General features: G+C 70.5%; 19 protein-coding genes. 1 reads left to right on the forward strand and 18 read right to left on the reverse strand.

What is annotated here, in order from left to right; genetic code table 11:
• Positions 1–4 precede the first annotated feature (4 nt).
• The 16 genes from B140_RS0101680 to B140_RS11620 form a co-directional block, all read right to left on the reverse strand.
• On the reverse strand, positions 5–1,075 hold the full coding sequence (locus B140_RS0101680) for a VIT1/CCC1 transporter family protein (protein ID WP_018117615.1): 1,071 nt from the start codon (positions 1,073–1,075) through the stop codon (positions 5–7).
• Positions 1,076–1,144: 69 nt separating this feature from the next.
• Entirely contained in the window at positions 1,145–1,888 is a 744-nt protein-coding gene (locus B140_RS0101685) for an isoprenyl transferase (RefSeq protein ID WP_018117616.1), read from the reverse strand.
• Between the two features lie 49 nt (positions 1,889–1,937).
• Positions 1,938–2,672: a DNA repair protein RecO gene (gene recO / locus B140_RS0101690; RefSeq protein ID WP_018117617.1), complete on the reverse strand. Its 735-nt coding sequence runs from the start codon at positions 2,670–2,672 to the stop codon at positions 1,938–1,940.
• Positions 2,673–3,590 carry a GTPase Era gene (gene era, locus B140_RS0101695; protein ID WP_018117618.1) on the reverse strand — a complete coding sequence of 306 codons (918 nt, stop codon included), beginning with the start codon at positions 3,588–3,590 and terminating at the stop codon, positions 2,673–2,675.
• A 90-nt stretch (positions 3,591–3,680) separates the two neighbouring features.
• Entirely contained in the window at positions 3,681–4,529 is an 849-nt protein-coding gene (pdxY, locus tag B140_RS0101700) for a pyridoxal kinase PdxY (protein ID WP_018117619.1), read from the reverse strand.
• A gap of 22 nt (positions 4,530–4,551) precedes the next feature.
• On the reverse strand, positions 4,552–5,883 hold the full coding sequence (locus B140_RS0101705; protein WP_018117620.1) for a hemolysin family protein: 1,332 nt from the start codon (positions 5,881–5,883) through the stop codon (positions 4,552–4,554).
• Positions 5,880–6,482 carry an rRNA maturation RNase YbeY gene (ybeY, locus tag B140_RS0101710; RefSeq protein WP_018117621.1) on the reverse strand — a complete coding sequence of 201 codons (603 nt, stop codon included), beginning with the start codon at positions 6,480–6,482 and terminating at the stop codon, positions 5,880–5,882. Before ybeY ends, B140_RS0101705 begins: the two co-directional genes overlap by 4 nt.
• Positions 6,479–7,435 carry a PhoH family protein gene (locus B140_RS0101715; protein ID WP_018117622.1) on the reverse strand — a complete coding sequence of 319 codons (957 nt, stop codon included), beginning with the start codon at positions 7,433–7,435 and terminating at the stop codon, positions 6,479–6,481. Before B140_RS0101715 ends, ybeY begins: the two co-directional genes overlap by 4 nt.
• Before the next feature lie 50 nt (positions 7,436–7,485).
• On the reverse strand, positions 7,486–8,232 hold the full coding sequence (locus tag B140_RS0101720; protein ID WP_018117623.1) for a 16S rRNA (uracil(1498)-N(3))-methyltransferase: 747 nt from the start codon (positions 8,230–8,232) through the stop codon (positions 7,486–7,488).
• Between the two features lie 10 nt (positions 8,233–8,242).
• The gene (gene dnaJ, locus B140_RS0101725; protein ID WP_018117624.1) at positions 8,243–9,379 is read right to left on the reverse strand and encodes a molecular chaperone DnaJ; all 1,137 of its coding nucleotides are present in this window, start codon (positions 9,377–9,379) and stop codon (positions 8,243–8,245) included.
• A 59-nt stretch (positions 9,380–9,438) separates the two neighbouring features.
• The gene (gene hrcA / locus B140_RS0101730; RefSeq protein WP_018117625.1) at positions 9,439–10,467 is read right to left on the reverse strand and encodes a heat-inducible transcriptional repressor HrcA; all 1,029 of its coding nucleotides are present in this window, start codon (positions 10,465–10,467) and stop codon (positions 9,439–9,441) included.
• Between the two features lie 51 nt (positions 10,468–10,518).
• The gene (gene hemW, locus B140_RS0101735) at positions 10,519–11,799 is read right to left on the reverse strand and encodes a radical SAM family heme chaperone HemW (RefSeq protein WP_018117626.1); all 1,281 of its coding nucleotides are present in this window, start codon (positions 11,797–11,799) and stop codon (positions 10,519–10,521) included.
• Between the two features lie 24 nt (positions 11,800–11,823).
• Positions 11,824–12,507 (reverse strand): hypothetical protein, encoded by a 684-nt coding sequence (locus tag B140_RS0101740; protein ID WP_018117627.1) that lies wholly within the window; start codon positions 12,505–12,507, stop codon positions 11,824–11,826.
• Positions 12,508–12,795: 288 nt separating this feature from the next.
• Positions 12,796–14,643, reverse strand: coding sequence for an AMP-dependent synthetase/ligase (locus B140_RS0101745; protein WP_018117628.1), 1,848 nt, complete (start codon positions 14,641–14,643; stop codon positions 12,796–12,798).
• Positions 14,644–14,864: 221 nt separating this feature from the next.
• Complete coding sequence (locus tag B140_RS14105) at positions 14,865–15,005, reverse strand: hypothetical protein (protein WP_018117629.1); 141 nt, start codon at positions 15,003–15,005, stop codon at positions 14,865–14,867.
• Entirely contained in the window at positions 14,998–15,210 is a 213-nt protein-coding gene (locus tag B140_RS11620) for a hypothetical protein (RefSeq protein WP_083912189.1), read from the reverse strand. The genes B140_RS14105 and B140_RS11620 overlap by 8 nt, the downstream gene beginning before the upstream one ends.
• 40 nt (positions 15,211–15,250) lie before the next feature.
• Here B140_RS11620 and B140_RS11625 point away from each other — a divergent pair, with 40 nt between their 5' ends.
• Complete coding sequence (locus B140_RS11625) at positions 15,251–16,579, forward strand: carboxylesterase family protein (protein WP_018117631.1); 1,329 nt, start codon at positions 15,251–15,253, stop codon at positions 16,577–16,579.
• Here B140_RS11625 and idi read toward each other — a convergent pair.
• Positions 16,576–17,166 carry an isopentenyl-diphosphate Delta-isomerase gene (gene idi, locus B140_RS0101765; RefSeq protein ID WP_018117632.1) on the reverse strand — a complete coding sequence of 197 codons (591 nt, stop codon included), beginning with the start codon at positions 17,164–17,166 and terminating at the stop codon, positions 16,576–16,578. The two genes, B140_RS11625 and idi, sit on opposite strands and share 4 nt — an antisense overlap.
• Before the next feature lie 33 nt (positions 17,167–17,199).
• Positions 17,200–18,804, reverse strand: a complete 1,605-nt coding sequence (locus B140_RS0101770; RefSeq protein WP_018117633.1) for a hypothetical protein — start codon at positions 18,802–18,804, stop codon at positions 17,200–17,202.
• Positions 18,805–18,898 lie beyond the last annotated feature (94 nt).

The following is an 18,898-nucleotide window of genomic DNA, read 5'->3' on the forward strand; positions in this document are numbered from 1 at the left end:
CCGCCTAGCCCAGGATTCCGCCGAAGAGCACGCCCAGGAGGTAGGTCACCGCCGTGGCCCCCATCCCCACCAGCCACTGGCGCAGCGCGCGGGGGGCGGGCGGCTTGCCGGAGAGCACGCCGGTGAGCGCCCCGGTGCACAACAGGGCCACCGAGACCATCGCCAGGGAGACCAGCCCGCCCGCCAGGGCCGACGCCCCGAAGCAGAAGGGCAGCACCGGGACGAGCGCCCCGGCGGCAAAGCACAGGAAGCTCGACACCGCCGCCGACCACGCGCCGTCGCCCGCCTGCTCCTCCGCGTCCTCGCCCGCCTGCTCCTCCGCCCCGTGAACCTGGGCGAAGGCCCGGCGCGCCCGCTCCTCGGCCTCCTGCTCGCCGTAGCCCCGGGCCCGGAACACCAGGGCCAGCTCGTTGGCGTTGACGTCCAGATCCGGCAGCAGCGTGGCGGTGTCCCCCTGCGGGGTGGAGGCGTCCAGCAGCTCCGACTGGGACTTCACCGAGATGTACTCCCCCGCCGCCATGGACAGCGCCCCGGCCAGCAGCCCGGAGACGCCGGTGAGCAGGATCATCGAGGAGGACACCCCGGAGCCCATCACCCCGATCACGAGGGCCAGGTTGGACACCAGGCCGTCGTTGGCGCCAAAGACGGCGGCCCGAAACGCCCCGGACATCCGCTCCCGGCTGCGCGCCGCCAGGCCCTTGACCACCTCGGAGTGCACCTGCTCGTCCGCCGCGATCTGGCTGGGGGCGTCGGCGTCGCTGCTATAGGGGTTGCGGGCCTCCGCGCTTTGCATCATGGCTAGCACGAACACCGAGCCGAAGCGCTGGGCCAGCCAGCCCGTAAAGCGCGTGCGCAGGCCGGGGCGCTGCGGCATGCCCACCTCATCGCCCAACTTCTCCCGCCAGTAGGCCTCGTGCCGGGACTCCGCCTCCGCCAGCTTGAGCAGGATCTCGCGCTCCTCCCCGGACCTCTTGCGCGCCAGCTCGCGGTACACCGCCGCCTCGGCGCGCTCATCCGCCAGGTACTGTCGCCAGCGGTTGATCTGCTTACGGGTGGGGGGAGGATAGGTATTCACTCGTGCTCTTTCGTGCGAGGGGAAAAATCTCCGATCATGCTACGCGCAGGAGGCCCCCAGGGGAAGGGGTCAGGCGGTGCCGCCGAAGCGCCGATCCCGGCGAGCGTACTCCTCCACCGCCGCGAAGAGATCTGCCGCGCGGAAGTCCGGAAACAGCGTGTCCTGGTAGATCATCTCCGCGTAGGCCGATTCCCAGAGCAGGAAGTTGGAGGTGCGCTTTTCCCCCGAGGGCCGCAGGAAGAGGTCCACGTCCGGCATGGCCGGGTCGTAGAGCCAGCGGGCAAAGCTCTTCTCCGTGATCTCCTCCGGGCGCAGGCGACCCGCCGCCGCCTCGGCCGCGATGCGGCGGGTGGCGTCCACGATCTCCGCGCGCCCGCCGTAGTTCACGCACATCACCAGGGTCATGCGGGTGTTCTCACGGGTCAGGTCCTCGGCGGCCTCCAGCTCGCGGATCACCGAGCGCCACAGGCGCGGGCGGCGCCCGGCCCACACCACGCGCACGCCCTTATCGTGCAGGACGTCGCGCTGGCGGCGCAGCACGTCGCGGGAAAAGCCCATGAGAAAGCGCACCTCGTCCGCGGCGCGCCGCCAGTTCTCCGTGGAAAAGGCGTAGGCCGAAAGGTAAGGCACGCCCATGGCGAGGCAGGCGTCCACGCACTCCATGAGCACCGCCTCGCCGCGCCGGTGCCCCTCGGTGCGCCTCATGCCGCGCTCCTGCGCCCAGCGCCCGTTGCCGTCCATCACCAGGGCGATATGCCGGGGCAGGAACTCCGCAGGAATCTGCGGGGGCTGAAGTTTCTGGCTCTCAGACATCACCCGGCCATTCTACGCGGACGCGCCCCGCCACCACCCCACCGCCGCCTCACGCCGAGGGCAGCAGCGTGGCGATGCGCTGCTCCATGTGATGCTGCAGGTGCGCGCTGGTGAGCCGGTGGATCGCGGGGGCCAGGTCGTGCGCCTCGATGATCTCGTCCGCCGCACGGCGGTGCCCCCGCTCCAAGAGCCACATGGCGTGCAGGGTCTCCGCGGGCACGTCCGCCGAGCCGGGCGGGCGGCAGCGCACGCACACCGCGCCCCCGGCCATCGGGTGAAAGGCGTGGTGGGGGCCGGGCTCGGCGCACTGAGCGCAGGCGAACAGGCTCGGGGCCCACCCGGCGTGGCCCATCGCCTTGAGCAGGAAGGCGTCCAGACACAGGTCCGGGTTGTCCTCCCGGCGCATTGCGGCCAGCGCCTCCACCACGGCGTCGAAGAGGAAGGGGTCCTCCCCCGTCTCCGCCGCGCTGAGCCGCTCGGCGCAATCCACCACCGCGCAGGCCGCCGTGTAGCGGGCATAGTCCTCGATGATGCCCGAGGCGTAGTACGCCACCGTGTCCGCCCCGGTGAGGGTGGCCAGGTTGCGCCCGGGATACAGGTGCACGTCCAGCTCCACAAAGAGCTGCACGCGCGAGCCGAAACGGGACTGGGAGCGGCGCACCCCCTTGGCCACCGCGCGCACCACCCCGTGCCCACGGGTCAGCAGCACCACGATGCGGTCCGCCTCCCCGAAGTCATAGGTGCGCGCCACCACCGCGCGATCCCGGTAGCTGGGCCTGCGCACCTAAAAGCCCAATCGTCCGAGCGCCTTGGGGTCGGACTGCCAGTTCTTGAGCACCTTGATCCGCAGATCCAGGTAGATGTTCTGGCCCAGCAGGGCGATGATGGAGCGGCGGGCGTTGTGGACGATCCGCCCCATGCGCCGCCCCTTGTAGCCGGTGATGATGGCCTTCTGCCCGGGGCGCTCCACGTACACGATGGCGTGCACGTCCAGCACCCCCTCGCGCTCCTGGTTGGGCAGGATCTCGTCCACCTCCACCGCCACGGAGTGCGGCAGCTCGTCCTTCAGCCCGTCCAGCGCGGCCTCACGGATCAGCTCCGCGATGCGGGTGTCGCGGTCGTCGTCGGTGACGTGATCGTCCGGGTACAGCTTGGGCCCCTCCGGGAGGTAGCCGGTGACGACCTCGCTGAGCACGTCGAGCTGGATGCCGTCGGTGGCGGACACCGGCACCACGTCCGCGTCCGGGCCCAGCAGCTCGTGCAGGGCCAACAGCTGCGCGCCCACCTGGTCCTTGGAGACGGCGTCGATCTTGGTGACCACGCCCACGATGGGGGTGCGCGGGGCCACCGCCCGCACGTTGTCCAGGATCCAGCGGTCGCCGGGGCCGATCTTCTCGTTGGCCGGGATGGTCAGCGCGATCACGTCCACGTCCGCGTAGGTGTCCTTCACCGCCGCGTTGAGGCGCTCGCCGAGCAGGGTGCGGGGGCGGTGCAGCCCGGGGGTGTCCACCACCACGATCTGCGCGCCCTCCCGGTGCACGATGCCGCGAATGGGGTGGCGGGTGGTCTCCGGCTGATCGGCGGTGATGGCGATCTTCTCCCCCACCAGCGCGTTGGTCAGGGTGGACTTGCCCGTGTTGGGGCGCCCGACGAAACTCAAAAACCCGGAGCGAAAACCCTCGGGGGTATCTGCAAAGCTCACCTATCTCCTTAATCGTTGGCCATCGTTGGCCATCATTGGCCGCCGCGAAGCCGCGTGCCCGGCGGCAGACGATACCTTCAATATAGGCCGCTACAGCGCCCGCACCTCAAACTGACACCGGGGATGGGCGTAATAATCCTGCGCCGCCACCAGCTCCAGCTCCCGGCTCTGGGCCTCGAAGGTCACCCGCAGCAGGTCGAACACGCTCGACGCCGTGCGGGCCAGGGCCTGCTTGGCGTCCCGCGCGGCCGCGTAGTGCCCGGTGAACAGCGCCGCCGCGACGTCCCCGGAGCCGTTGCGCTTGAAGGGCAGGTAGGGGGTCTGCACCAGCCACGCCCCGGCGTCGTCCACCGCCAACATCTCGATGGTGCCCTCCGGGCGATCCGGGCGTTCCACCGAGGTCACCAGCACGGTCGAGGGGCCCATCTCGCGGGCCGCCGCCACCGCCGCCAGCGTGGAGTCCAGGTCCCCCACGGCGCGCCCCGTGAGGTATCCCAGCTCGAACTGGTTGGGGGTGATAATGTCCGCCGCCGGCACCACCACGTCGCGCAGCAGCGGCGGGATGGCGTCGTCCACGTGGCAGCCGGACTTGGCGTTGCCCATCACCGGGTCGCAGGCGTACAGGGCTCGCGGGTTCTCCTCCTTGACCCGCGCCACCGCCTCCACGATCACCCGCGCGATGTCCGCCCCGCCCTGATACCCCGAGAGCACCGCGTCCACCTGCGCCAGCGCCCCGCGCTCGGCCATGCCCTCGATCACCTCGGCCACCTGGGCCGCCGGGATCACCGGGCCGCGCCAGGAGCCGTAGCCGGTGTGGTTGGAAAAGTTCACCGTGTGCACCGGCCACACCTCGTGGCCCAGGCGCTGCAGGGGGAATACCGCCGCGGAGTTACCCACGTGCCCGTAGGCCACGGCGGACTGGATGGAAAGGATGTTCATGCCCTCTATCGTGCGGCATGGATCACCCGGAGACAACCTCGGGGTCCTCGCCCTCCCCGGGGGAGGGCACCTCCACCACCACGTGGCGCACCCGCACGCGGCCCCGGCGGTCGTGCCCGCCCTCGGTGCGCAGGCGCAGCCCCGCCACCTCCACGGTGGAGCCGGGCAGCGGCACCCGCCCCATGCCGTAGGCCACCAGGCCCGCCACGGTGTCCACCTGGTCCTGGATCTCCTCGTCGAAGTCGAGCTTCTCCCCCAGGCACTCGTCCACCTCCTCCGCGAGGTCCTCCAGCGAGACCCTGGCCACCAGGCGGAAGGCGCGCGGCCCGATCCGCTCGATGGGAACCTCCTCCGCGGAGTCGTACTCGTCGGTGATCTCGCCCACGATCTCCTCCAGCACGTCCTCCATCGAGATCATGCCGGCGATGCCCCCGTACTCGTCCACCAGCATGGCCAGGTGGTTGTGGGTGCGCTGCATGTCGTGCAGGGTGGCGTCTAGGGGCTTGGAGTCCGGGATGAACACCGCCTCGCGCATGATCTCCCCCACCGTCACCGAGCGCCCGCCGTCGGTCATGTGGTACGTGCGGGCCACCAGGTCCTTGAGGTAGACCACGCCCACGATGTCGTCGATGTTCTCCCCCACCACGGGGATGCGGGAGTGGCCCGAGCGCACGCACAGCGTGGTGGCCTGCCCGGCCGTCTTGGTGCCCTCGATCCAGATCATCTCCGGGCGCGGCACCATCACCTGCCGGGCGGTGGTGCTGGCCAGGTCGAAGATGTTCTGGATCATGCGGCGCTCCTCCACCTCCACCACGCCGTGCTCCTGGGCCATGTCCACCATCTCGCGCAGCTCCACCTCGGTGGCGTACGGCCCGTCGCGGAAGCCCCGGCCCGGGGCGAGCAGGTTGCCCAGGCCGATGAGCAGGCGGGTCACCGGGCCGAGCACCGTGCCCACGATGCCCAGCACGAGCGCGGCCCGCAGCGAGATGGAGTACGGGTTCTGCCGCCCCGCGGTGCGGGAAAACACCCCCACCACCACGAAGCTCACCAGGGCCACCCCGCCGATGGCCGCCGCAAACGCCCACGCCCGAGACTCCACGAGGCTAAAGGCCAGGGAGGCGGCAAAGACCGCCGCCGTGGCGTCGAGAAGCGTGTGCAGCAGCACCAGGAGGTTGATGTGATCGGCGCGGCGATCCAGCACCGCGAGCAGGCGCGCCGCGCCCGGGCGCTCCTCGCTGACCAGTTGCTCCACGCGCGCCCGGGAGATGGAGGTCAGCGCGGACTCCAGGGTGCCCAGCAGCCCCGCGAGCAGCAGCGCGACCAGGGTGGCGCAGGCCAAGAGAACCGGGGTCATGCGTCCCTGGGCTCCCCTATCGCGGGGATGCCGCCGCCGGGCACCTCCTTATCCAGGGCGGCACGATCGGCCGCCGTGGGAAAGGCCCCCGAGCCGCTGGGCTTCGGCTGGTATTCCACGCCCCGGGCCGCCGCGTCGTCGTACCAGTCCGCCAGCAGCTCGTTTTGCAGCGCGAACATCTCGCGCTCCTCGGCGGCGGTGGCGTGATCGTAGCCCAGCAGGTGCAGGCACCCGTGGGTGGTCAGCAGGGCCAGCTCGTGGCCCAGGTCGTGCCCGGCCACCTCCGCCTGCCGCAGGGCGAACTCGGGGCATAGCACGATGTCCCCCAGCATCTGCGGGCCGGGCTCCGCCGCGTCCGGGCGCTGCCCGCGCTGCCCCGGGGTCAGCTCGTCCATGGGGAAGCTCATCACGTCCGTGGGGCCCTCCAAGTCCATCCACCTCACGTGCAGGTCCGCGATGGTCTCCAGGTCCACGATGGTGATGGTCAGCTCCGCGTCCGGGTGAATGTCCATCCGCCCCAGCGCGAAGGAGGCGACGTCGATCAGCATCTCCTCGTTGACCCCCGGGTACCCGGACTCGTTAAAGACCTCAATGCTCATCGGCTCTGCCTTTCCTCGTGCTCCTGATACGCCTCCACGATCCTGCCCACCAGGGCGTGCCGCACCACGTCGGCGCTGCCCAGCTCCGCGAAGAACACGTCCGGCACCCCGCGCAGGATCTCCCGGACCCCGCGCAGCCCGGAGCGCTGCCCGCCCGGCAGGTCCACCTGGGTGACGTCCCCGGTGACCACCATCGTGGACCCAAAGCCCAGGCGGGTGAGGAACATCTTCATCTGCTCCCGGGTGGTGTTCTGGGCCTCGTCGAGGATCACGAAGGAGTTGCTCAGCGTGCGCCCGCGCATGTAGGCCAGGGGCGCGACCTCGATGACCCCGGCCTCCATGAGCCTCGGAATGCTCTCCGGCTCCACCATGTCCCGCAGGGCGTCGTGCAGCGGGCGCAGGTAGGGGTCGATCTTCTCCCCCAGCGTGCCGGGGAGGAAGCCGAGCTTCTCCCCCGCCTCCACGGCCGGGCGGGTCAGGATGATGCGGTTGACCTCCTTGGCTTGCAGGGCCTGCACCGCCTTGGCCATCGCCAGGTACGTCTTGCCGGAGCCCGCCGGGCCGATGCCGAAGGTGATGGTGTGGGCGTCGATGGCGTCCACGTAGGCCTTCTGGCCCAGCGTCTTGGGGCGAATGATCTTGCCGCGCCGGGCCACGATCTCCGCGCCCGCCAACTGCGCCGCGGACTCCGGGGCCTCCGCGGAGACGATGTTCACGGTGTGCCGCACGCTGTCCGGGGTGATCACCACCCCGCGCCGCGCGGTGGCCTGCAGCTCCGCGAGCGCGCGCTTGGCGCGCTGCACCTCGGGCCCCGGTCCCGTGAGGCTTACCTCGTTGCCGCGCGCAAAGAAATCGCAGTCGATGAGGTCGCCCAGCACCCGGACGTGCTGGTCATTGACCCCCAGGACGTAGGGGGCCACGGTATCGTCCAGGCTCACGCGGGCCGTGACCACGGGAACCGCCTGCCTGTGCTTCGAGGTACTTCCTGCCACGGCGCACCAGCCTACCAGCGCGGGGTGAGCACCCCGAGGGCGGCAAGAGCCACCATCGCCGCGCTGGCGGTGCGCACCACCTCGGGCCCCAGGCGCACCGGCTCGGCCCCGGCCTCGCGCAGCCGCTCCGCCTCGCCCTCCCCGACGCCGCCCTCCGGCCCCACGATGAGGTACAGGTGCTCCGCGTCCAGGTCGCAGGAGGCCAGGGGCGTGGCGGCCTCCTCGTGCAGCAGCAGCGCCCGGGCGGCGTCCTCGGCGCGCAGCATGCGCACCAGGCCGTCCGTGTCCACCGGCTCGGCCACCAGCGGCACCCGCGCCCGCCGCGCCTGCTTGGCCGCCTCGCGGGCGGCAGCCTGCCACTTGGCGCGCCCCTTGGCCTCCTTGGCCCCCGCCCAGTGGGCCACGCAGCGCTCCGCCTGCCAGGGCACGAAGGCGTCCGCCCCGGCCTGGGTGGCCAGGTCGATGGCCAGCTCGGAGCGCTCCGCCTTGGGCAGGGCCTGCACCACGGTCACCCGGGGCCGGGGCGCGGGCTCCACCGACACGGATTCGGCCTCCGCCAGCAGGCGCGCCTTGCCCTCCACCGCGCGGACCACGGCGGTGGCCCGCGTTCCCCGACCGTCCACCAGCTCCACGCGCTCGCCCACCCGGATGCGCTTCACGGTCACCGCGTGGCGGCCCTCCGCGCCGTCGAGGGCGAGCGTCTCGCCGGGCCGGGTGAGGTCGGTCAACACCTCGCACAGGAAAACGGGAAGGGACATGGCTCTCCTCCTACCGGCGGAACTTGTTGCGCAGGCGGCTAAAAAGGCTCTCCTCGCCGTCGTCACTGCGCTGCACCTTGGCCGCGTCGCGGCAGCGCTCGCGCACCTGGGTGAGCAGCTCGCGGGTGCGGTCGTCGAGGTGGGTGGGCACCGTGACGTCCACGTGGGCGAGCATGTCCCCGTGGCCCTCGCGGCGAAGGCGCGGCATGCCCGCGCCCTCCAGGCGAATGCGCTCGGCGGGCTGCGTTCCCGGGTTAATCACCAGCTCGCGCTCCTGGCCGTCCAGGCCCTGAATGGCTATCGACGCCCCCAGGGCGGCGTCCACCATCGGCACCCGCACCGTGAGGTGGAGGTCGTCGCCCTCCCGCTCAAAGACCGGGTGATCCCGGACGCTGATCTCCACGTAGAGATCGCCCGCGGGCCCGCCGCCGTGGCCCACCTCGCCCGCCCCGGACATGCGGATGCGCATGCCGTGGGCGATGCCGGCGGGCACCGCCACCGTGATGTCGCGGCGGGAGCGCACACGCCCCTCGCCGTCGCAGGTGTGGCACGGATCCTTGATCGTCTCCCCGTAGCCGTGGCAGGCCGGGCACTCGCGGGTGGTCATCACGTTGCCGAGGAAGGAGCGCTGGACCTCCTGCACCTCGCCCATGCCTCGGCAGTGCTCGCAGGTCACCGCGTCCGCCTTGGACTCCGAGCCGGTGCCCTGGCAGGTCTCGCACAGCACCGCGGTGTCCACGGTGACCTCGCGGCGCACCCCCGCGTAGGCGTCCTCCAGGGAAATGTCCATGCGCAAAAGGGCGTCGCTGCCGGGCTGCACTCGGGAGCGCGGCCCCCGGGAGGCCGCGCCGCCGCCGAAGAACGCCTCGAAGATGTCTCCCAGGCCGCCGCCGGGAAAGCCTCCCGCGCCGGGGCCCGGCGCGCCACCCTGGGCCAGCGGGTCCCCGCCCATGTCCACGATCCGGCGCTTCTCCGGGTCCGTGAGCACCTCGTAGGCGGTGGAGACCTCCTTGAACTTCTCGGCCGCCTCCTCCGAGGGATTCACATCCGGGTGGTACTTGCGCGCCAAGGAGCGGTAGGCCTTTTTAATTTCCTGCTCGGACGCAGAGGAGCTTACGCCCAGGATGCCGTAGTAATCGCGAGCCACAGTTATACAGTGCTTCCTAGTTGATGCCAGTACATACCCGAGACAGTGTAATAGGGCACCTACTGGACCGCGAGCACCCTGCTGACGTACCGCGCCACCGCCGAGACCTTGGACATCGTGCCCGTGTAATCCATGTACGTGGGGCCCACCACGCCCAGCCCGCCCAGGGAGGCGCCGTCCGCGCCGTAGGCGGTGGTGACCACCGACGCCCCGTGGAACTCCTCGTTCTCGTTCTCCTCCCCGATGCGCACGTTGACGTAGCCCAATTCCGGCGTGTCCGCGAGCAGGCGCAGCACCACCACCTGCTCCTCCAGGGCGTCGAGCACCATCGGCAGGCTCTCCGGGAGGCCGTAGGACATGCGGGTCAGATGGGAGGTGCCCGCCAGGATGAGGCGGTCCGTCGGCTGCTCCACCAGCGTCTCGATGAGCACCGTGCAGGTGCGGGTGAGCGCGCCGCGCAGGTCGTCCGGCCCCTGGGCCATCAGGTTGCTCAGGCCCACCGAGGCGTCCGCAAACTTCTGCCCCTCCAGCACCGAGTTGAGCACCTGGCGCAGGCGCAGCACCTGCTCCTCGTCCACGGCCTCCACGAGCGCCACGTTGCGCTGCTCCACTCGGCCGGTGTCCGTGATGAGCACCAGCAGCAGCCGCACCGGGGAGAGCGCCACCACCTCGCAGTGCTTGATCCGGGAGACGGTGAGGGTGGGAAGCTGCACCATCGCCACCTGGCGGGTGAGCTGGCTTAAGAGCTGCACCGAGCGGCGCAGCACGTCCTCCAGGTCGATCCCGGCCTCCAGGAAGCTTAAGATGGCGCGCCGCTCGGGCGCGGACAGCGGCGCGAGTTCGTGGATGGAATCCACGAACTGCCGGTAGCCCTTCTCCGTGGGGATGCGCCCGGAGCTGGCGTGCTGCTGCTGGATGTAGCCCTCGGACTCCAGCACCGCCATGTCGTTGCGGATGGTGGCCGAGGAGACGTTGAGCGTGTGGCGCTCCAGGAGCGCCTTGGAGCCCACCGGCTCCTGCGAGGCGATGTAATCGGCCACAATGGCGCGCAATACCTCGCGGCGGCGCTGATCGGTGGCCCCGGCCATAGTCCTGCACCTCCGTGATCGGTCAACATCGTGCTACTTCACCGGATCATTCTACGTGTTTTCCGGGCGTTCCCGGCGCTCCGCGCCCGTCTCCCCGCCCGTCTCCTCAGCCACCAGCAGGTCGGTGACGATGCCATCGGCAAAGAGCCGGCCCCTGTCCGTCAGCGCCACGCGCGCGCCCTCCCGCGCGGGGGCCGCGAGCCCGGCGCTCACGGCGTCGGCGCGCGCGGGAGCGTTGCCGCGCGGGTCATCCCCCGGGACGCACCGCAGCAGGCCCCTGGCCCGGTAGTCCTCCACCACCGGCCACGCCCGAGGGCCGATCCACTCGGCGGGCACGCCCCGACGCATGCGCATGCCCAGCATGAGGCGCTCCGTGCGGTGCTCCTGCGGGGTGATCTCCTCCCTCTCCTTGATCGGCAGCACCCCCTGCGCCACCATGCCCGCGTACCGCGCGGGGTGCTTGACGTGGTAGAAGCGCTCGCTGCCGATGTGGGAGTGCGCCCCCGGGCCCGCTCCCCACCACTGGCCGTCGCGCCAGTAGATCTCGTTGTGGCGGCACTCCCCGCCGGGCCGCGCCCAGTTGGAGACCTCGTACCACCGCATGCCCGAGGAGCGCAGGGCGGAGTCGATCATCTCGTAGCGCTCGGCCAGCACGTCCTCGTCCGGGGCCGGTAGCTCGCCGCGCCGCACCTTGCGTGCCATGCGCGTGCCGTCCTCCACGATGAGCGAGTACGCCGAGACGTGGTCTACCCCGGCGCCGAGGACGGCCTCCACCGTGGCCTCCACGTCCGCGTTGGTCTCCGTGGGGGTGCCGTAGATCATGTCCAGGTTCACGTGCGCAAAGCCCGCCTCCTGGGCCTCGCGCGCCGCCTGCACCGCCCGGCCCGGCGTGTGCGCCCGCTCCAGGATCGCCAGCACGTGCGGGGCCGCGGACTGCATGCCCAGCGAGACGCGGGTAAAGCCCGCGCGGAGCAGCCCCTCGAAGAACTCCGGCGAGGTGGACTCCGGGTTGGACTCCGTGGTCACCTCCGCGCCCGCCTCGATGCCAAAGGCACCGCGCACCGCGTCCAGCACGCGGCCCAGGCCCCGCTCCCCCAGCAGGGAGGGGGTTCCCCCGCCCACAAAGACCGTCTGCGCCGGGCGCAGCAGCCCCCGCTCGCCCAGGTGGCGGGCCGCAAGCTCCAGCTCCCGCTCCAGCGCGTCCAGGTAGCCCTCCGGGGAGGCCGAGGTTCCCAGCTCCCCGGGGGTGTACGTGTTGAAGTCGCAGTAGCCGCAGCGCGTGGCGCAGAAGGGCACGTGCACGTACACGCCGAAGGGATCGTCCTGACTCATGGACACCACCCTAGCCAGGCCCGGCTAGCTCGCCGCGCCCGACCCCGCGGCCTCTCGACGCCGCTGCGCCACCCGGGCCACCACGGCGTCGATCCGCGCGCGCTCCACCAGGAACTGCGGCGGATTCCCGCCCCTCTTGGCCTTGGCATACGCCGGGTGCTCCCGCGCCACGCACTCCAGCCACGCCTCGGTGGCCCCGACCACGGCCGCCCGCACGCGCTGGTAAAAGTGCGGGAGGCTCAGGGCGTCGAGGTCGTTGGCCACCACGTCGGTGCGCTCCAGCACCCAGCGCACGCACTGCTCGAGGGTCTCCTGCACTGCCTCCGTGCGGGCGTCGAGCGCCCCGGCCAGCTCCGCCACGATAATGGGCGAGGAGTGCAGGGGGTGCAGCGCGCGCAGGCCAGGGGCGTCCACGAGCGCGGGCTCCGCGCCGGGAGCGGGGCCGCTGCGGGCGCTCAGCCGCCCCGAGCGCAGGCCCGAGGTCAGGGCCTGGCGCAGCCCCATCAGCTCGCCCACGGTCACGCGGGCGTCCACGCGGGCGTCCTCCACGATCTCCTCGAACTCCGCGAGGCAGTCCTGCACCAGCTCCGCGTCCCAGTCCGCGATGGCCTGGCCGATGTGCTCGATGTACTCCGCGACCTCGTCTCCGATGTCGTAGATCTCCTGGGTCAGCTCACGGTGGCGCAGCTCTGCGGCGATGCGTTGCATGGTGGTGCGCTGCTCCCTTCCGTGGATCGTGGGCCCGCCGCGACCGTGCGCAGCGATCACCCTCAATGGCTACTTGAGGGTTCATGACGCTCACGACTTTATGGCACGGGGCTGAAAAATCCGGCGCGGCGCGCCGGGGCCTTACCGCTCGCGCACCGCGCGCCCCTCNCCCCCCCCCCGCAGGCGCGGGTAGGGCGGCATGGTCGTTGTTGCCGCTGCCGCCCCACCCGCGTGCCCCCTTCCCCCTATCCCCTTTTCCCCCTGACCCCGGGAGGCCGGGCACCCGGCCTAGCGGCGGTAGATGCGCTCGATCTCCTCGGCGTAGCGCTCGGTGACCACGTTGCGCTTGACCTTCATCGTGGGGGTCAGCTCGTTCTCCTCCTCGGTGAGGTCGCGGTCGAGGATGTGGAACTTCTTAATCCCCTCCGCGTGGGAGACGGTGGCGTTGGCGGTGTTGATGGCGTCCTGAATCTCCGCCCGCAGCACCGGGTCCGCCGCCACCTCGCGCACCGGGCGGGAGTCCGGGATGTTGCGCCCGTGCTTCCAGCGAGCCAGCTCCTCCTCGTCCAGGGTCAGCAGCACGCCGATGAAGGGCTTGCCGTCCCCGACCACCATCGCCTGGCTGATCAGCGGGTGCGAGCGCAGCAGGTCCTCCATCGGGGCGGGCGAGACGTTCTTGCCGCCCGCGGTGACGATGAGATCCTTCTTGCGCCCGGTGATGCGGATGTGCCCGCTCTCGTCCAGCTCGCCGAGGTCGCCGGTGTTGTACCAGCCCTCCTCGTCGAAGGCGTCCCGGGTGGCCTCCTCGTTGTTCCAGTAGCCGGAGAACAGCACGTTGCCCCGGAACATGATCTCGCCCTCCTCGCTGATCTTCACGGACATGCCGCCCACCGGCTTGCCCACCGTGCCGATCTTTTGGTCCTCGAAGTCCACGGCGGCGGCGGCGCAGGTCTCCGTCAGCCCGTAGCCCTCGTACACCGGCACGCCCACGCCCCGGAAGAAGTGCAGCAGGTCGTGGCTCATGGGGGAACCACCCGTGATGCAGTAGCCCACCTCGCCGCCGATGGCGGCCTTGAGCTTGGAATACACCAGGCGGTCATACAGGCGGCGCTGGGTATCCAGAAAGCGCGTGGGACCCTCGGGGGTGTCGAGTGCCTTGGAGTACTCGATGGCCACCTTCTCCGCGCGCCTGAACAGCGCGGCGCCCACGTTGCCCTTGGCGGCGGCCTGGCTCGCGGCCGCGTTGCGCACCTTCTCGAACACGCGCGGCACGCCCAGCAGCAGGTTCGGGCGGGAGCGCGGCAGCTCCACGGTGAGGGTGGAGGGGTCGGACCAGTGGGACTGCGTGGCACCGGCGATGGACACCGCCAGGCACACGGCGCGCGCCAGCACGTGGGCCAGGGGCAGGTAGGTGAGCACCCGACGCCCCGGCGCGGCAAAGGCCCCGATGGGGTTGGTCAGCACCGCGCGCACCTCGCTCAGCCAGGCGTAATGGGTGAGGATGCACCCCTTGGGGCGGCCGGTGGTGCCGGAGGTGTACACCAGGGAGGCCAGGTCGCTGCTCTTGGTGCCGCGGATGCGCTCCCACACCGCGTCGTCGCTCACGTCGCGCCCCTCGAAGCGCAGCGTGTCCACCGCCGAGGAGTTGATCTCCAGCACCCGCGCCAGCTTGGAGGAGGAGCCGGAGAGCATGGGGTGGCCCTCGTCGTCGAGCACGAGGTGGTTGAGCATCTCCGTGTGGGACTGGGTCTCCGTGATGGCAAAGACCGCCCCGGAGTCCTCCACGATCCATTCCACCTGGCTCATGGAGGAGGAGGGGTAGATGGGAACCGACGCCGCCCCGGCCGCCCAGATGGCGTAGTCGAAGAGGGTCCACTCGTAGCGGGTGTTGGAGAGCAGGACCACGCGGTCGCCCTTCTTCACGCCGGCGGCGATGAAGCCCTTGGCCACGTCAAAGACCTGCTCGATAAACTCCGTGGCCGTGACGTTGACCCACTCGTAGTTCGCGGGGCGGGAGAACAGGATGCTGTAGGGGCGCGACTGCGCCTGGTCGATGAGCGCCGTCAAGCAGGTCTCCCCCTCCTTGACCTCGTACTTGGCGGGGCTGGTGTACTCCTTGAGAGCTTGGGTTTCCATCTCACACTCCTCGTTTTGTGGCGTGGATAACTTTAGCGAACCTTCGCGTTCCACCAAACTTACCCGCCCCGGAGCCATCGCGCGCACAAAAATCTCGCATTTTATAGATTTGCCCCAAAAATATCGACGATCACACGAGCCTTTATGTCTTTGATCGTGGCCCTTGGGGCGCGCTGCGGGGTGCCCGCGCCCCGGGGCGCACGCGCTAGATCGACGCCGCGCTAGATCAGGGAGACCAGCCAGGCCACCAGCACGAGCGCCAGCAGAATCCACAACGACTGCGTGACCCAGGAAGCCGGGTACCGCCGCCTCGACTTGGGCAGCCGCCGGTCCTGCTTGCGTAGTTCCTCCGGATTAGGCATCGAGAGCTGGCTCCTTACTCGTGTTTGCGCGATCGCCGGTCCGCACCAGCCGCTCCACCCCATAGGCCGCGCCGTCCACGGCACGCTGCAAGAATAGCGCCGCCACCGCACAGGCCGGTAGCGCGATCCCCAGCACCACGGCTATTTGCACCGCCAACGGCGCGGCCACCAGGGCTTGCACGAGCCAGTCATACAGCGCAGTCATGCCCACCATCGTAGAACGGCAAAGTTGCTATGGTTCAACCATGCCTACCGCGCCCGCCCCCGTGACCGTCTCCACCCCCGAGGGACGCTTCCGAGGCACAGCCCACGCCACGCACGCGGAGTTCAGCTCCATCGAGTTCTGCACCATCCCCGGCCCCTTCCAGGACTCCCGCCCCCGGCGCGGCACCCCGGAGGAGCGTATCGACGCCACCACCGCGCACCCCGAGCGCGTCGCCCTGAGCGTGACCACCCCACCGGGCGCGGCCTTTGGCGACGATCTCCCCGTCATCGTGTACATCCACGGCGGCTCCTACGACTCCGGAAGCCACGAGGAGGAGGACTACCAGGGCCCGGCCATGAGCCGGGCCGGGATCATCGTGGTGCGCCTGGGCTACCGCACCGGCCTGCCCGGCTTCGCCCAGTTCAGCGACGACGAGTCCCAGCACTACCGGGGCGTGGCGGACTGCCAGTGGGGCCTGGAATGGGTGCAGCGCTGCATCGAGTACTTCGGCGGGGACCCCACCAACATCACCCTGGTGGGGCAGTCCGCCGGGGCCGGGATCGCCCTGTGGCTGACCCGGCGCGACCACTATCGGGGCGCCTTCCGGCGCGTCGTCGCCATGTCCCCCGCCTACCCCCGCAGGCCCTTCGCCCAGCGCAAAGGCTCCCTGCGCCGCCTGCTGTTTACCCCCATCACCCGCAGGCACCTCACGGAGCTGCACCGCACCAAGCCGGAGGCGCTCGCGCGCGGCTACCGACGCCTGCGCACGCGCTACTTCCACGACCTCGCCCTGGGGCCGTGCCCCTTCGCCGCCAACGAGCTATCCAACATCCCCATCCTCGTAACCTGCACCCGGGAGGAGTGCTTCGAGTTTGTTCCCGCCGTGCGGCGCCTCGACGCCCGGGGCCACGGCGGGATGGCGGTGCGGGTGATGGCAAAGACCATGGGGCTGGAGGTACCCGCCTCCTCCTACCTGCGATCCGCCCGGGAGGTCTACCGGCGCCGGGAGATGTCCCAGCTCATCAGCGACGCCTCCATCAGGCGCTGGGTGTCCGATACCGCCGAGAACGCCCCCGCCCAGTGCTGGGTGCTGCAATACGAGGGCTCCGACGACGAGCCCATGCTGCACTGCGACGACCTCCCGCTCGTGTTCCGCCCGGAACCAACCCGGCGCTCCATCCACCGGATCGTGGTGGACTTTGCACGGGGCACCATGCCGGCGTGGCCGCGCTACCAGCGCACCGACGGCAGGAAGGTACGCATCTACGACGCCACGAGCGGCGAGCTGCGCACCGAGTCTGATCCGCTGAAGCCTGTGCGGCTGGCCTTTACCCACCACATCCCGTGGAAGTCCGCGGGCGCGCGCTAGGAACGCCCGCGCAGCGGCCCACGGAGCAGGGCCTCTCCCAGCTCCCGATGCCCGAGCTGCTTGACCATCCACGGGGAGAACACGCCGGGTAGGGAGTCCACCGCGCGCAGCAGGTTCTCCGGGGCCACCCACTCCCAGGCATCCACCTCCTCCGGGGAGGGTTCAAGCGCGGTGCCACCGGCGAGCGCGACCACGAATACCGGGCAGATCTCGTGCTCCACGACACCCGAGGAATCCCTCGCCCAGTAGCGGAAGTCCGGCAGGACCTCCTCCACCGACTCCACACGCCCCTCGCCCACGCCCAGCTCCTGGCCAAGGCGGCGCACGATCGCCTCCCGAACAGGCTCCCCGGGGCCGGGGTGCCCGCAAAAGCTATTCGTCCACACGCCCGGCCACGTCTTTTTCCCCAGCGCGCGGCGGGTAAGCAGCACGCCACCGGAGGCGTGGAGAAGGTACGCGGAGAAGGCCAGGTGCAAGGGGGTATCGTCCGTGTGCACCGTGGCCTTGGGCGCGACGCCGATGGGCCGCCCCTCCTCATCGCTGAGCACGACAAGCTCCGTTCCGGCGCTGTTACCCGTGGAGATCATGCGCTCACCCTACCGCCACCGAGCATTTCCTCACTAACCCCTAGCCCAGCTACCGATCACCCCCGGCACCACGGGCGGGCGATCCCCGAGCAGGGCCCGCAGGTTCTCGTTCTCCTCTACCGAGGACGTGATGGTCTTGATCTTCTTGTTCCGCTGGCCTCCCCCACCGCCAGCCCCGGCGGAACCCGCCATCGGCCCCATGAAGGTATGCGACCGCATGCCCTGCGCCGCCGCTACTCCCCCGCCGCCCGGGCGCAGCCCCGCCCCCGGAGAGGCTGCCGCAGAAAGGCCGCCGGGAACGGTGCCCGGGGACAACACCCCGCTCACCCCACCGACGGGAGACAAACCACCCGAAGCCGACGAGGCCGCCCCTACAGGAAGCACCGGCAATGCCGAGCCCCCGTACCCCGCGCCCACGGGGGCCGCCACGGGATACTGCGACAGCGACGAGGCCCGGGTAGAAACCTCATCCATCGTGAGGAGGGGAAGAGACGAATCCCCTCCCGCGCGCTGTCCTCCTGCCTGACGAGACATGCCGGGCTCCTGGCCACGCCCCATCACGCCGGGGCTCATCATCGCCGCCCCGGGCGACCCCATCATGCCGGACGCGGCCGAGGCGGCGGTTGCGGATGCCCCGGAAACCGGAGCCCCACTGCCAGAAGCCACCGGGGCGCCACCGCCGGGAACCACGGGAACCGAGGCCGCGGCGGACTGCGCGTTACCCGCGGCGGCGCTCACCGTGCCCACGCTTTCGACCGACACGTCCCGAGCATCCGGGGTGCGGGCGAGGGCCTCCTCGAAGGTGGCCCCTCCTCGTTCCCCGACCTGCCGCGCCGCGTGAATGATCCTCCGCAGCGCGGCCTCCCCCTCCGGGTGCAACCCCGAGGGATCGTGTGGACGCCCCTTGCCCGGCACGGCCCCCATTCCCGTGGGAACGAGGGAACCAAGCGAAAGAGAAAAGGAAGGATCGGTCAAGGAACGCACTATGGGAACGCTGGGCAGCAGCATGGGTGTATAGGCCGCCGGAAAGGCCTGGAGGAAGGCCGCCTCTGCGGCCTGGCGCTCCTGCGGATCGGGCATTGCGTTAAGGGCGTTCTGCATAGAAAACACCAACTGAGCGCCCTGCTGCTGGGCGGGGGTAAGGCTCATGGTGCTGCTCACCATCAAAGCGGCATTGCGGGCGAACGCCTTACCCGTATCCGCCACGTCCACAATCTGCTTAATGGCGGAATCCACAACCTCACCGTAATTGTGCACCCTGAGGTCGGCGGCGACCGCCACCAGACCGGCGGCGACCGCACCAATGCTCGACGCCATTTTCCCCCAGAGTCCGGCGGCCTGGTGCGACTGCGCAAGCTGAGTAGCGCCGAAGGCCGCCGCCAACTGGGCGACCGAGGAGGCAGGCCCCACGACGGGCGCGGGGAAGGCAAACGGCTCATAGCGCGGCGCGGGCCGGGGCGGAAACGCCACCACTCCCACCTCGCCCACGGCCCCCTCGTCCGCCCTGTCCAGGCTGCGGGCAAAGGCGTCATTCTGCTCCGTCAACGCCTGCACGCTGGCCCGCAGCGCATCGCGCAGCCATTCCACCTGCTCGGCGTAGGACTCCAAGACGCTGCGCGCCGAACCCAGGCCACCCATGAGAACAACCCCGTGATAGTTGCCCAACTGGTCCAAGCCCGAGACGGCGGAGAAACTGCCGTTGATGGTGGCTCGTAATGGAGTAGCAGCAGCA

The sequence above is a fragment of the Corynebacterium mastitidis DSM 44356 genome (assembly GCF_000375365.1).
GTDB classification, from domain to species: domain Bacteria; phylum Actinomycetota; class Actinomycetes; order Mycobacteriales; family Mycobacteriaceae; genus Corynebacterium; species Corynebacterium mastitidis.